Annotated in this window: 11 protein-coding genes; 6 read left to right on the top strand and 5 right to left on the bottom strand. The window is 70.3% G+C overall.

Annotated elements, in window-relative coordinates:
• Nucleotides 1–81: 81 nt before the first annotated feature.
• Nucleotides 82–513: a peptide-methionine (R)-S-oxide reductase MsrB gene (msrB, locus tag EJ913_RS15770; protein ID WP_126999529.1), complete on the bottom strand. Its 432-nt coding sequence runs from the start codon at nucleotides 511–513 to the stop codon at nucleotides 82–84.
• A 321-nt stretch (nucleotides 514–834) separates the two neighbouring features.
• Here msrB and EJ913_RS33020 point away from each other — a divergent pair, with 321 nt between their 5' ends.
• From EJ913_RS33020 to EJ913_RS15740, 6 genes are all read left to right on the top strand, one after another.
• A complete protein-coding gene (locus EJ913_RS33020; protein WP_126999527.1) occupies nucleotides 835–2,022 on the top strand; it encodes a pentapeptide repeat-containing protein in 1,188 nt (395 codons plus the stop codon).
• Between the two features lie 148 nt (nucleotides 2,023–2,170).
• Entirely contained in the window at nucleotides 2,171–3,691 is a 1,521-nt protein-coding gene (adh, locus tag EJ913_RS15760) for an aldehyde dehydrogenase (RefSeq protein ID WP_126999525.1), read from the top strand.
• A gap of 85 nt (nucleotides 3,692–3,776) precedes the next feature.
• A complete protein-coding gene (locus EJ913_RS15755; protein ID WP_126999523.1) occupies nucleotides 3,777–4,154 on the top strand; it encodes a DUF779 domain-containing protein in 378 nt (125 codons plus the stop codon).
• A gap of 110 nt (nucleotides 4,155–4,264) precedes the next feature.
• Nucleotides 4,265–5,467 (top strand): nitric oxide-sensing protein NosP, encoded by a 1,203-nt coding sequence (gene nosP, locus EJ913_RS15750; protein ID WP_238520369.1) that lies wholly within the window; start codon nucleotides 4,265–4,267, stop codon nucleotides 5,465–5,467.
• Between the two features lie 2 nt (nucleotides 5,468–5,469).
• Nucleotides 5,470–7,290, top strand: a complete 1,821-nt coding sequence (locus EJ913_RS15745) for a hybrid sensor histidine kinase/response regulator (RefSeq protein WP_126999519.1) — start codon at nucleotides 5,470–5,472, stop codon at nucleotides 7,288–7,290.
• A gap of 31 nt (nucleotides 7,291–7,321) precedes the next feature.
• A complete protein-coding gene (locus EJ913_RS15740; RefSeq protein WP_126999517.1) occupies nucleotides 7,322–8,077 on the top strand; it encodes an endonuclease III domain-containing protein in 756 nt (251 codons plus the stop codon).
• Nucleotides 8,078–8,114: 37 nt separating this feature from the next.
• Here EJ913_RS15740 and EJ913_RS15735 read toward each other — a convergent pair whose 3' ends face one another.
• The 4 genes from EJ913_RS15735 to cobA form a co-directional block, all read right to left on the bottom strand.
• Nucleotides 8,115–10,151 (bottom strand): putative bifunctional diguanylate cyclase/phosphodiesterase, encoded by a 2,037-nt coding sequence (locus EJ913_RS15735; protein ID WP_126999516.1) that lies wholly within the window; start codon nucleotides 10,149–10,151, stop codon nucleotides 8,115–8,117.
• Between the two features lie 350 nt (nucleotides 10,152–10,501).
• On the bottom strand, nucleotides 10,502–11,185 hold the full coding sequence (gene bluB / locus EJ913_RS15730; RefSeq protein ID WP_238520372.1) for a 5,6-dimethylbenzimidazole synthase: 684 nt from the start codon (nucleotides 11,183–11,185) through the stop codon (nucleotides 10,502–10,504).
• Nucleotides 11,186–11,189: 4 nt separating this feature from the next.
• Nucleotides 11,190–12,506, bottom strand: coding sequence for a cobyrinic acid a,c-diamide synthase CobB (locus tag EJ913_RS15725; RefSeq protein WP_126999514.1), 1,317 nt, complete (start codon nucleotides 12,504–12,506; stop codon nucleotides 11,190–11,192).
• Complete coding sequence (gene cobA, locus EJ913_RS15720; protein WP_126999512.1) at nucleotides 12,499–13,311, bottom strand: uroporphyrinogen-III C-methyltransferase; 813 nt, start codon at nucleotides 13,309–13,311, stop codon at nucleotides 12,499–12,501. The genes EJ913_RS15725 and cobA overlap by 8 nt, the downstream gene beginning before the upstream one ends.
• Nucleotides 13,312–13,348 lie beyond the last annotated feature (37 nt).

Below are 13,348 nucleotides of genomic sequence, written 5' to 3'. Positions count from 1 at the left end.
AAGGGCGGGGCGGACACAAAGTCGCATCCCCGTTCATCCTTTCGTCTTTTTTCCTTCACCGCAAGGTGCGGTCCGGATGCTTCACGTCGTCTTGCTTTCCGACTCCTCCTCCTCCGGGACGAAGGTCATGGCCGCGCCGTTCATGCAGAACCGCAGACCGGTCGGCTGCGGCCCGTCCTCGAACACATGACCCAGATGGCCCTCGCAGCGGGCGCAATGCACCTCGACGCGCGGGTAGGCCAGCTTGTAGTCGGTCGAGGTCGCCACCGCGTCCGGCAACGGCGCCCAGAAGCTGGGCCAGCCCGACCCGCTCTCGTATTTGGTCTCGCTGCTGTAGAGCGGCTGGCCGCAGCCGGCGCAGAGGAACTGCCCGTCGCGCTTCTCGTCGTTCAGCGGGCTGGAGCCGGGGCGCTCGGTGCCGTGTTCGCGCAGAACGCGGTACTGGGTGGGAGAAAGCTCCTGCTTCCACTCGGTGGTGCTCTTGTCGATGCTGGGCTTGTCGGTGCCGGCCATGCGCGGTCGTCTCCTGGGGAAAGGGTCGTGGAGTATGACCCACGATATTGGTTGCCGGACGGCGCTTCCCAAGGTGGGGCAGAGCGACTTCACGCACTCGTGACCCCGACGGATTCGTTTTTCCGCAAGCGGAACGATGGGGTATCCAACATAAGATTCCCGCCGATCGCCAAGAACCGTAACCGTTCCGGCCTTTCGGTTCCGCTTCCAATTTGGTAATATCGGCTCCGCAAACGATGCCTTTTATTATCGTCTGGTAATAATCGGCCCGACCCGCCCGACCAGGGCAGCCGGAACTTCGCAACGGCACGGATGCGGCGCATGATGGACGAGCGGTACCTGCGGGCGGTGCGCGACGCGCTGGTGAAGCACCAGCAGTGGCTGCTGCGCGACCCGCTCGGCAAGGGGCGCCGCGCCGACCTCAGCTTCTACGACCTGACCGGGCTCGGGCTGAACCGGGTCAATCTGGCCGGCGCCAAGCTGACCGGCGCCGCGCTGACCCGCGCGCGGCTGGTCGGGACGACGCTGTCCAAGGCCGACCTCTACGGCGCCGATCTGTCCAAGGCCGACCTGTCCGGCGCGCAGTTGCAGAACGCCGATCTGCGCGGCGCGCGGGTCGACGGCGCCACGCTGCGCAACGCCAACCTCCAGGGCGCCGACCTGCGCCGGGGCATGGTGCTGGAGGCCGGGGAGTTCCGGGCCGCCGGCAACGCCGACGGCGCCACCACCTTCGTCGGCTGCTCGATGGCCAAGGCGGTGCTGACCAGTTGCCGGATGGCGCAGTGCGACTTCTCCGGCAGCGACCTGTCGGGGGCCGATCTCAGCGACAGCGACCTCAGCGGCGCGATCCTGATCGGGGCCAATTTGTCCGACGCGATGATGCGGCGCGCGAATCTGGACGGCGTGCTGATGTGCGGCGCCCAGTTGAACGAGGAGCTGCGCACGGCGCTGGAGCGCCGGGGCATCGACGTGGACGGCACCGGCGCCACCACCACGGCCGCCCGCCTGTCCGAGTTGATCTCCGCCCACCAGCTCTGGGTCGACAAGGCCGGCAAGGCGGGGGAGCGCATCCAGCTCCAGCGCGCCGACCTGCGCGGCTACAACTTCGCCAACCAACTGCTCTGCGGGTCGGTGATGCGGTTCTGCGGGCTGCGCGGGGCCGATTTCTCCGGCGCCAAGCTGATGATGGCCGACCTGTCCTACAGCGACCTGCGCGACGCCGACTTCACCAGCGCCGATTTGTCCGGCTGCAACCTGGAAGGCGCCAACCTGACCGGCGCCAAGCTGTGGCGCACCCGGATGCGCACGGTGGACCTCAGCGGCGACGGCAGCCGCCTGTGGCCGACCAACTTCACCAAGGCGCGGCTGAACGGCGCCGATCTGCGCGACGCCAGCCTCGCCGGCGTGTTGCTGCGCGGCACCGACCTGACCGCGATCAAGACCAGCTTCGCGACCCTGAAGGGCGCCGATTTGACGGGCGCGCTCGGCCGGCAGGCGCTGACGGCCTGATCGTCCCCCGCCCCTTCGTTGGTCTGGCGAACCGTCATCTCCTTCCATAGTACAATTTACCGTTTCCCTCCGCCGGTGGCTGAATGGCCCCGACAAACGCGCTGGATCGGAACCCCTCCCGGTCCGCCACCTTGAGAGGAAACGGCCAATGCTCCACCAAGCTCTCGACACGCTGCAAAAGCAGATCGCGCTCCGCCCCCGCTACGACAACTACATCGGCGGTCAGTGGGTGGCCCCGGTGGACGGCCAATACTTCACGAATCTCACCCCGATTTCCGGCAAGCCGCTGTGCGAGGTCGCCCGTTCCCAGGCCGCCGACGTCGAGCTGGCGCTGGACGCCGCCCACAAGGCCAAGGAGGCCTGGGGCCGCAGCTCGCCGACCGAGCGCTCGAACATCCTGCTGAAGATCGCCGACCGCATGGAAGAGCGGCTGGAGGTCATCGCGTTGGCCGAGACGCTGGACAACGGCAAGCCGATCCGCGAGACCCGCGCCGCCGACGTGCCGCTCGCCATCGACCACTTCCGCTACTACGCCGGCTGCATCCGCGCCCAGGAAGGCTCGATCGCCGAGATCGACCACACCACCTACGCCTACCATTTCCATGAGCCGCTGGGCGTCGTCGGCCAGATCATCCCCTGGAACTTCCCGCTGCTGATGGCGGCGTGGAAGCTGGCCCCGGCGCTCGCCGCCGGCAACTGCGTCGTGCTGAAGCCGGCCGAGCAGACCCCGATGGCGATCATGGTGCTGGCCGAGATCATCGGCGACCTGCTGCCGCCCGGCGTGCTGAACATCGTCAACGGCTTCGGCATCGAGGCCGGCAAGCCGCTCGCCACCAGCAAGCGCATCGCCAAGATCGCGTTCACCGGCGAGACCTCGACCGGCCGCCTGATCCTGCAATACGCCTCGGAGAACATCATCCCCTCCACGGTGGAGCTGGGCGGCAAGTCGCCGAACATCTTCTTCGAGGACGTGATGGCCGAGGACGACGAGTTCCTCGACAAGGCGCTGGAAGGCTTCGCGATGTTCGCGCTGAACCAGGGCGAGGTCTGCACCTGCCCCTCGCGCGTCCTCATCCAGAAGTCGATCTACGACCGCTTCATCAAGCTGGCCGTCGAGCGCGTCGCCAAGATCGCCCAGGGCCACCCGCTGGACGGCGCCACGATGATCGGCGCCCAGGCCTCGCAGGAGCAGCTCGAGAAGATCCTCTCCTACATCGAGATCGGCAAGGCCGAGGGCGCCAAGGTGCTGATCGGCGGCGCGCGCGCCCATCTGGGTGGCGAGCTGGAGGGCGGCTACTACGTGCAGCCGACCATCCTGGAAGGCCACAACAAGATGCGCATCTTCCAGGAGGAGATCTTCGGCCCGGTGGTCGCCGTGACGACCTTCGAGACCGAGGAGGAGGCGCTCGCCATCGCCAACGACAGCGACTTCGGCCTCGGCGCCGGGGTGTGGAGCCGCGACGGCAACCGCGCCTTCCGCATGGGCCGGGGCATCCAGGCCGGCCGCGTGTGGACCAACTGCTACCACCTGTACCCGGCCCACGCCGCGTTCGGCGGCTACAAGCAGTCCGGCATCGGCCGCGAGACGCACAAGATGATGCTCGACCATTACCAGCAGACCAAGAACCTGCTGGTCAGCTACAGCCCGAAAGCGCTCGGTTTCTTCTGAGCACGCTCCTCCCTATCGGGCAGAACTGGGCCGGGGGTGTCAGAACCCCCGGTCTTTTTTCCATTCGGACCTGGAGGGTCCCGCCATGACCGAGCGCGTCACCGCCACCCCGAACGCCCTCGACCTGCTGTCCCGGCTGGCGGCCAAGCATGGGCCGCTGGTGCTGCATCTGTCGGGCGGCTGCTGCGACGGGACGGCGCCGCTCTGCCTGCCGCGCGGGGAGTTCCGCATGGGCGGGGGCGACCTCTGCCTGGGCATGGTCGGCGACACGCCCTTCTGCATGGGCGGCAGCGCCTTCGCCTATTGGGAGCACAGCCAGGTCATCCTCGACGTGATCCTGGCGCGCGGCGGCGGCTTCTCGTTGGAGGCGCCGGACGGGGTGCGCTTCACCGCCAAGGCCCGCCTGTTCACCGACGACGAGCTGCCGAGGCTGGCCGCGCCCGTCCCGGCGGCGACGCTCTAGCAAGGCCGGATTCGACGATGGTCCCCTTCACCCGCGCGCGCAACGGTGTTGCCCGCCGCCACCCTTGGAGTACGCTGGCCGGACCGCCTTCGCGGACGGAGGGTGCCGCCATGTCCCAATCCAGCCCCCCGCCGGCCAACCCGGCGCCGGGCGACCCGCCCCGCAACCGTGGCGACGGCCTGCCGCGCGTGATCTCCCACGCCCCGCGCCCGGCCGATGCCGCGCGCGAACTGCGCGAGGGGCTGGGCGACGTTCCGCTGGAGGCCGTGGTCGTCTTCTGCGCCCCCCATTACGACCTGACCGCGCTCGCCGACGCGCTTGCCGGGCAATTCGGCACCATCCCCGTCATCGGCTGCACCACGGCCGGCGAGATCGGCCCCGGCGGCTACACCACTGGCGCTCTGGTCGGGGTCGGCTTCCCGGCGGAGGACTTCTCGGTCGTCACCGCGCTGCTCGACCACGTCGACCGCTTCGAGATTGCCGACAGCACGGTCATCGCGCGGTCGCTGCTGACCCGCCGCGACCGCGCGCTCGCGGCGCGCCCGGTCCCGCTGGGCGAGGCCGGCAGCTTCGCCATGCTGCTGATCGACGGGCTGTCGATGAGCGAGGAGACCGTGGTCAGCGCCCTGCACAACGCGCTGATCGACATCCCGCTGTTCGGCGCCTCGGCCGGCGACGACATGCATTTCGAGCGCACCTTCATCCTGCACGAGGGCGCCTTCCACCCCAACGCGGCGGTGGTGGCGCTGTTCACCACGACACGGCCCTTCACCGTCTTCCGCACCCAGCATTTCGTCAGCTCCGACCGCAAGATGGTGGTGACCGGGGCCGACCCGCACCGCCGCATCGTCACCGAGATCAACGCCGAGCCGGCGGGCCGCGAATACGCCCGGCTGGTCGGGCTGGAGGGCGAGCCGCTGACACCGATGATCTTCGCCTCGCACCCGGTCGTGGTGCGGGTCGGCGGCCAGTACCACGTCCGCTCGATCCAGAAGGTCAACGAGGACGAGAGCCTGACCTTCTTCTGCGCCATCGACGAGGGCATCGTGCTGACGGTGGCGGAGGGTGTGGACCCCGTCGCCAACTTCGACACGCTGATGGAGGACATCCGGTCCGAGGTCGGCGCGCCCGACCTGATCCTGGGCTGCGACTGCATCCTGCGGCGGCTGGAGATGGAGCAGCGGCAGCTCGGCACCGTCATGGCGGAACGCCTGTCGCGCCACCGGGTTGTCGGGTTCTGCGCCTACGGCGAACAGGTGAACGGGATGCACGTCAACCAGACCTTCACCGGCGTGGCCATCGGGGGACGTTGACCATGACCAGCGCGACCATGACCAGCGAGAGCGATCGGATCGCCGCCCTGGAACGCGAGAACGCCAAGCTCCAGCGCATCAACAAGGTGCTGATGGACCGCGTCGAGCGCTCGATGGATTTCCAGGGTGGCGCCTTCTCGCTGTTCCAGACCGCCATCGTGCTGGAGCAGAAGATCCGCGAGCGGACGCTGGAACTGGAACGCGCGCTTCACAAGCTGGAGGACAGCAACCGCGACATCGCCCGCGCCAAGGAACTGGCCGAGACGATGCGGACCCGGCTGTTCGAGGCCATCGAATCGGTGAACGAGGGGTTCGCCCTGTTCGATTCGTCGGACCGGCTGGTGCTGTGCAACCGCAAATACCTGTCCTACTGGCCGGCCGTGGCCGGGCGGATCCAGGCCGGCGTCCGCTTCTCCGAACTGGCCGCCATGGTGGCCGGTGCCCACGCGGTGACGGAGCCGGCGCCCGACGTCTGGCTGAGGGAGCGGCTGGGCCACCGCCACGACCTGCGCGGCGTCTTCATCAACCGGCTGGCCGACGGGCGCTGGATCCAGGTGAACGAGCGGCGCACCCGCGACGGCGGCATCGTCGGTGTCTACACCGACATCACCGACATCAAGGAGGACGAGGCCCGGCGCCGCGAATCCGAACAGGCCGAGAAATCCGCCCTGATGCTGCTGAACGACCAGCTCCAGCAGGCCAAGGCCGAGGCCGATCAAGCGAATCTCTCCAAGACCCGCTTCATCGCGGCGGCCAGCCACGACCTGCTGCAACCGCTGAACGCCGCCCGGCTGTTCGTCTCGGCGCTCGCCGATCTGGAACAGGCCGGGGCCAACGGCGAATTGGTGGAAAACATCGATCTGGCGCTCGCCTCGGTCGAGGATCTGCTGTCGGCGCTGCTGGACATCTCCAAGCTCGACGCCGGGGCGGTGACGCCGGAGGTGACCGATTTTCCGCTGCGCGGGGTGCTGGTGCCGCTCGCCACCGAATACGCGGCGGTCGCGGCGGAGCGCGGGATCGCGCTGCGGGTCGTCGGCTCGGGCGCGGTGGTGCGTAGCGACATGCGGCTCTTGCGGCGGATCGTGCAGAACTTCCTGTCGAACGCCCTGCGTTACGTCCAGGGCGGCCGGGTGGTGGTCGGCTGCCGCCGCTGCGCCGAGGGCGTGCGGATCGAGGTGTGGGACAACGGTCCCGGCATCCCGCGCGACAAGCTGGCCGAAATCTTCCAGGAGTTCCGCCGCCTCGACACGCCCGTCACCAAGGGCCGCGACCGGGGCATGGGCCTTGGCCTCGCCATCGTCGACCGCGTCGCGCGCATGCTGGAGCACCCGATCACCGTGCGGTCGGAGCCGGGACGCGGCTCGGTCTTCGCGGTCACGGTGCCGCTCGGCGTGCGCAGCCGCGCGGTGCGCCCGGCCAGCGCCGCGACGCCCCGGCCGCTGACCGACCGGCTGGCCGGCACCTCCGTGCTGGTGCTCGACAACGAGCCGGCGGTGGTGGCCGGGATGGAGGCGCTGCTGCGCGGCTGGTCCTGCGCGGTGGTGTCGGCCACCAACGGCGACCAGGCCCTGGCGCTGCTGTCGGGCATGCCCAAGCCGCCCGATCTGCTGATCGCCGACTACCATCTGGACGACGGCGTGCTGGGGGTGGACGAGGTCGCACGCCTGCGCGCCGCCTGCGGGCGCATCCTGCCGGCGGTGATCGTCACCGCCAACCGCACCCCGGAGCTGGCCGACGAGGCCAAGGCCGCCGGCTGCCTCGTGCTGAACAAGCCGGTCAAGCCGGCGCAGCTGCGCGCGGTGATGTCCGGGCTGGTGGGGTGACGAATCGGCGGCTTCCGCTGTTGTCGGAAGCATGACCGACCCCGCCGCACTGCGCGCCAAGGCGCTCGAAATCCACCGGCTGCTGTGCACCGTCCACGGTTGCCCGGTGCCCTATTTCCACAGCCTGGATCCGCTCAGCGAGCTGGTCTCCTCGCTGCTGTCGCACCGCACGCGCAACGCGGCCTCCGGCGCCGCGTTCAAGGCGCTGCGGCGACGCTGGCCGGGCGGGCCGGACGCCGTCGAACGGGCGGCGGATTGGGCGGCGGTCCGCGACGCGCCCACGGCGGAGGTCGAGTCGACCATCGCCGGGGTGACGTGGCCGGAGCAGAAGGCCCCACGCATCCAGGCCATCCTGCGCCGGATCACGGAGCGCACCGGCGGCCTGTCGCTCGACGTGCTGAACGAGCTGTCCGTGCCCGAGGCCCGCGCGTGGCTGGAGGAGTTGCCGGGGGTCGGCCCGAAGACCAGCGCCGCCGTGCTGAGCTTCTCCACGCTCCGCCGCGCCGCATTGCCGGTGGACAGCCACCACCACCGCGTGGCGGTGCGAACCGGCTTGATTCCGGCCTCGCTGGCGGTCGGACCGTCCCACGCCGTGCTGGCCGCGCAGTTGCCGCCGGAGTGGGACGCGCAGCAGGTCTACGACAACCACGAGGTCCTGATGCTGCACGGGCAGCGCTGCTGCTATTACCGCGACCCGGCCTGCGACCGCTGCGTGCTGCTGAAGCTGTGCCCGACGGGACAGGTGCTTCATCCGGTCCGGGAGGAGGAGGAAAGGGCGCGGGCATAATTCTCCCTCTCCCGCCCCAGGAGAGGGCATTCCTTGCTCACGCCGTCATCGCCATGTCGTCGGCCAGCGCGAAGTTGGCCATCACCATGGCCTCCGCCGCGTCGGCCGACAGCGGGCGGGAGATCAGGTAACCTTGCAGATGGTCGCAGCCGGCCTCGGCCAGCCAGCGCTGCTGCTCCACCGTCTCCACCCCCTCGGCGACGGTGGACAGACCCAGCCGCTGCGCCAGACCGATGACGGTGGAGGCGATGTCGGGGGCGTGCGGCAGGTCGTTGACGAAGCTGCGGTCGATCTTCAGCACGTCCACCGGCAGTTGCCGCAGATAGGCCAGCGAGGAATAGCCGGTCCCGAAATCGTCGATGGCGATCCGCACCCCCAGCGCCCGCAGCCGGTTCAACGTCGGCAGATGATGGCGCACGTCCTTCATGATGACGGTCTCGGTGATCTCGATCTCCAGCAGTTCCGGGCTGGTGCCGTGGCGGCGCAAGGTGTCCTCGACCAGCGCCGCGAAGGCCGGATCGGCGAGCTGCCGGGCCGACACGTTCACCGCCACCGCCACCGCGCCGTGGTCCAACGCCCAGCGCGCCGCCGTCCGGCAGGCCTCGTCCAGCACCCAGGCGCCGATGTCGATGATCAGGCCGGTGTCCTCGGCGACGGGGATGAACTCCATCGGCGGGATGGTGGCGCCCTCGTGCCGCCAGCGGATCAGCGCCTCGAAGCCGGTCAGTTCGCCGGTGGCGGCCTCGATCTTCGGCTGGTAGGCCAATTCGAAGCCGCGCTGGATCGTCGCCTCGCGCAGGCTGGCCTCCAGCCGCAGCCGGGCCATGGCGCGCTCGGTCATGTCGCGGGTGTAGAACACGAAGCGCCCGCCGCCCTCGGCCTTGGCCGCCTGCATCGCCGCGTCGGCCATCCGCATCAGCCCCTGTTCGTCGGCGCCGTCGTCGGGGTGCAGGGCGATGCCGACGCTGGCCGTGATGTGGACGCGGTGCTCGGCCACCAGCGTCAGCCCGGCCAGCGCGTCGAGCAATCGACCGGCCACCGTCGCGGCCTCGCCGGAATCGGCGACCCGCTCCAGCACGATCATGAACTCGTCGCCGCCCAGCCGGCCGACCGTGTCGCAACGCCGCACGCTCTCGCCCAGCCGCTCGGCCACCCGGCAGAGCAGGGCGTCGCCGACGCTGTGGCCCAGGCTGTCGTTGATCCGCTTGAAGCGGTCGAGATCGAGGTACAGCACCGCCACCCGGCCGCCCGAGCGCCCGGCGAGGTCGAGGGCGTGGCCGAGCCGGTCGATCAGCAGCGCCCGGTTCGCCAGCCCGGTCAGGGCGCAGCGCGTCGCCATGCGGCGCAGTTCGCCATGCTCGCGCTCCAGAAGGCCGAGCGTCTCGTTGAAGCGGGCGACGACGTAGCCCAGCTCGTCGTCCGCGTGGCCGCGCGGCACCGGCAAGGGCTGCGCGTGCGGCTGTTCCGGGTCGATCCGCGCCACCGCGCGGCCGATGCGGACCAGCGGGCGGGTGAGGAGGCGGTGGAAGACCAGCGCCATCGCCAGACCGATCAGCAGGTTGCGCAGCAGGCCGACGACCAGCGTCCGGGCGGCGTAATCGAGAAAGCCCTCGGTCACCTCGGCGGTGTCGACGCCGATGCGCAGATGGGCGAAGGCCTGCCGGCCGTTGCGTTCGTTCTGCGGCAGTAGGGCGCGCTCCACCGCCGGCTCGTCCCGGAACAGCAGCGTATGGACCATCCGTTGCAGGGCGCTCTGTTCGCCCGGCGGGCGGGCGCGCCGGTTCAGCAACGTGCCGTCGTCGAGCCGGATTTCCGCCCAGCCGGCCACCCGCACCGCCAGCACACCGTCCAGCACCTGTTCCCCCAGCGCGTGGTCGAGCGTCCAGGCGGCGGTGGTCGCGGTGCCGTCCATCAGCATGGCGACCTCGCCGATCCGGTGCAACGTGACGGTCCGCTCGCGGCTCGCGGTCCAGCCGAACTCGAACGCCGTGACCCCGAAGCCGATCACGAAGGCGGCGAGGATCGCGTGGAGCGCCTGCTTCAGCGTCAGGCTGTGCAGGAGGGAGATCGCCATCGGTTGTCCGCACCCTGTGGTCGGTGAGCGCCGGTGCCCCGGCGCGGGCCGCCGTTGCCCCCACGTCCTGAAGGTTGCGACCCTGATCAGCATAGTAGGGAGGGCGATGACTCCAGCGCTGCGGATTTATGAAATTTTTTAAACAACCGCCGGAGATCGGTTTGCTTGGCACGCATACGGATCATCGGCGCCATGCGTCAACCGCAAGGCTCCCATTCGGCATTGGTAATACCACTTGGTGTGCGTCGCAGCATATTCTGCGTCTGCCCATTCTCGGGGCGTTTCCTCCCTAGACTTCAAGGCCGCGGTTCTTCCGCGGCCTTTTTTCTTTGCCCGGATCGGAAGCCGGTTCAGCGCTGCTCCCAGCGGTCGCGGAAGACCAGATCGTCCAGATCCAGGCGTCGGCGCCAGCCCTTGGTCTCCAGTTCCGGCACCGGCTCGAAATGGCTGACGGAGCCGATGCACAGATAGGCGATGGGGACGATGCGGTCGGGGATGCCGAGCGCGCCCTTCAGCGCCTCCTCGTGCAGGATGCTGACCCAGCCGACGCCCAGCCCTTCCGCCCGCGCGGCGAGCCACAGGTTCTGCACGGCGCAGACGCAGCTGTACAAATCCATCGCCGGCATGTGGGTGCGGCCCAGAACCACCGGACCGGAGCGCTCGCGGTCGCAGGTGACGCAGAGGTTCACCGGCGCGTCGCGGATCCCTTCCAGTTTCAGGCGGCTGTAGAGCGACCGGCGCTCCCCCTCGAACAGCGCCGCCGCCTCCTCGTTGGCCTGGGCGAAGTCGGCGTGGATGCGGGCCTTCACCGCCGGGTCGGTGACGACGATGAAGTTCCACGGCTGCATGAAGCCGACCGAGGGCGCGTGGTGCGCCGCCAGCAGGATGCGCCGCAGGACGTCGTCCGGCACCGGATCGGGCCGGAACTGCCCGCGCACGTCGCGCCGCGAGAAGATCGCCTTGTAGAGCGCCTCGCGCTCCGCCTCGGTGAAGGACTCGCCCATCATATCAGGGGCCATCGTATCAGGGGCCATCGCGTCACACCCCGCGGGCGATCAGGTGGAAGAAGGACCCCATCGCGTTGCCCCGCCGCCCGCCGAGCGCGCCGAGGTCCCCGCCGTCCGCCGAACTGGCCGTCACCAGGGCCGCGTCGTCGCCCCGCGCCACGGTGGAGGCGTAGTGGAACTCGTGCCCCATCAGCACGCCGCGCGCCGGCCCCAGCGGCCCGTCCGCCAGCAGCGTGGCGCGGCGGTAGCCCAGATGCAGCCGCCGCTTGGCGAAGGAGGTCCGCACCCCCAGCAGCCCGGCCATTGCGTGGACATGGCCCTCGGCGTCCTCCAGGGTCTCGCCCATCACCATGTAGCCGCCGCACTCGCCGTAGACCGGCTTGCACTCCGCCGCCGCGACCAGCCCGGCGCGGAAACGGGCCGCCGCCGCGATGCGCCCGGCGTGCAGTTCCGGATAGCCGCCCGGCAGATAGACGGCATCGGAATTGGCGGGAGGCGCCTCGTCGGCCAACGGGGAGAAGGGAAGGATCTCCGCCCCGGCCCGGCGCCAGCCCTCCAGCAGATGCGGGTAGGCGAAGGTGAAGGCGGCGTCCCGCGCGAGGGCGATCCGCTGGCCCAGCGGCGGCATGGCCGGCGCGTCGGTCCCCGGCCCGGCGGTGGATGCGGTCGCCAGCGCCGCCACCCGGTTCACGTCGACATGGGCGGCGACGAAGCGGCCGAGCGCCGCCAGCCGCTCCGACAAATCGTCGGTCTCGCCCGCCTGGACCAGCCCGAGATGGCGTTCGGGCAGCGCCACGTCGGGCGAGCGGGGCAGGGAGCCCAGCACCGGGATGCCCAACGCCTCGATGGCGCCGCCGGCCAGCGCGGTGTGGCGCGGGCTACCGACGTTGTTCAGCACGACTCCGCCGATCCGCACGTCGTCGCGGTAGCCGGCGAAGCCCTTGACCAGGGCGGCGGCCGATTGCGACTGCCCCTTGGCGTTGACGACCAATAGGACCGGCCAGCCGGTGCGCGCCGCGATCTCGGCGGTGGAGCCGGTTCCGGTGGCGCCGATCCGGGCGACTCCGTCGAACAGGCCCATCAGCGCCTCGCACACCAGCAGGTCGGCGCCGAGACCGGCGCGGGCGGCCAGCCCGTCCAGCAGATCCGGCCCCATCGCCCAGGTGTCGAGGTTGACGCTCGGGCGCCCGGTGGCGGCCTGATGGAAGGCCGGGTCGATGTAGTCCGGCCCGGACTTCACCGCGCCGACGCGCACGCCGCGTTCGCGCAGGGCCGTCAGCAGCCCCAGCGTGACCGTGGTCTTGCCGGTGCCCGAGGCCGGCGCGGCGACGATGAGCCCCTTAGCCATGATGCGGCAGCCAGTCGAGCACGGGGCGCAGCCGCACCACCTCGCCGATGACGATGATGGCCGGCGGCTCCAGCCCGCTCGCCGCCAGATCGGCGACGCAGGCGCTCAAGCTGGTGACCAGCGTCTTCTGGTTGGGGGTCGTCGCCTCCGTCACCACGCCAACCGGGGTGTCGGGGGCGAGGCCGCCGGCCATCAGCTCGGCGGCGATGGCCGGCAGGGCCTTCCACGCCATGTAGAGGATCAGCGGCGCGCCGGTCGCCGCCAGCGCCCGCCAGTCCGGCCCGCCGCCCAGCGAATGGCCGGTCGCCAGGATGACCGCCTGGTTGGCGGAGCGGTGGGTCGCCGGGATTCCGGCATAGGCCAGCCCGGCGATCCCCGCCGTCAGCCCCGGCACGATGCGGAAGGGGATTCCCTCCGCGGCCAGCGCCTGGGCCTCCTCGCCGCCGCGCCCGAAGACGAAGGGGTCGCCGCCCTTCAGCCGCAGCACCCGGTGGCCCTCCTTCGCCAGCTCGATCAGGCGGCTGGTGATGTCGTCCTGATGGGCCGAGGGTCGCCCGCCGCGCTTGCCGGCGAACTCCAGCCTTGCCGTCTTCGACGCCAGCTCCAGGATTCGTTCACCGACCAGCGCGTCGTGGACGATCACGTCGGCTTGCCGTAGACCTTGCAGCGCCAGCAGGGTCAGCAGGCCGGGGTCGCCGGGTCCGGCACCGGCCAGCCAGACGCTGCCGGGAGCGAAGGGAACCAGTACGGAGTCGGGCAGCGGCCCGATGGACGTGGTCTCGGTGGAGTTGGGCACGGTGGGCATGGACGGGGACTCGAGGCTCAGGCGACGGAGAAGGCGG

Origin of the sequence: Azospirillum doebereinerae, from assembly GCF_003989665.1 — a bacterium.
Classification (GTDB): Bacteria; Pseudomonadota; Alphaproteobacteria; order Azospirillales; family Azospirillaceae; genus Azospirillum; species Azospirillum doebereinerae.
The sequence above is the reverse complement of the archived record's forward strand: the minus strand, read 5'-3'. Positions and strand labels throughout refer to the sequence as shown.

Coding starts and splice junctions, on each gene's coding strand:
- nosP (WP_238520369.1), top strand. CDS start 4,265: ATGTCCCAATCCAGCCCCCCGCCGGCCAACCCGGCGCCGGGCGACCCG.
- adh (WP_126999525.1), top strand. CDS start 2,171: ATGCTCCACCAAGCTCTCGACACGCTGCAAAAGCAGATCGCGCTCCGC.
- msrB (WP_126999529.1), bottom strand. CDS start 513: ATGGCCGGCACCGACAAGCCCAGCATCGACAAGAGCACCACCGAGTGG.
- EJ913_RS15740 (WP_126999517.1), top strand. CDS start 7,322: ATGACCGACCCCGCCGCACTGCGCGCCAAGGCGCTCGAAATCCACCGG.
- EJ913_RS15755 (WP_126999523.1), top strand. CDS start 3,777: ATGACCGAGCGCGTCACCGCCACCCCGAACGCCCTCGACCTGCTGTCC.
- cobA (WP_126999512.1), bottom strand. CDS start 13,311: ATGCCCACCGTGCCCAACTCCACCGAGACCACGTCCATCGGGCCGCTG.
- EJ913_RS33020 (WP_126999527.1), top strand. CDS start 835: ATGATGGACGAGCGGTACCTGCGGGCGGTGCGCGACGCGCTGGTGAAG.
- EJ913_RS15745 (WP_126999519.1), top strand. CDS start 5,470: ATGACCAGCGCGACCATGACCAGCGAGAGCGATCGGATCGCCGCCCTG.
- EJ913_RS15735 (WP_126999516.1), bottom strand. CDS start 10,151: ATGGCGATCTCCCTCCTGCACAGCCTGACGCTGAAGCAGGCGCTCCAC.
- EJ913_RS15725 (WP_126999514.1), bottom strand. CDS start 12,506: ATGGCTAAGGGGCTCATCGTCGCCGCGCCGGCCTCGGGCACCGGCAAG.
- bluB (WP_238520372.1), bottom strand. CDS start 11,185: ATGGCCCCTGATACGATGGCCCCTGATATGATGGGCGAGTCCTTCACC.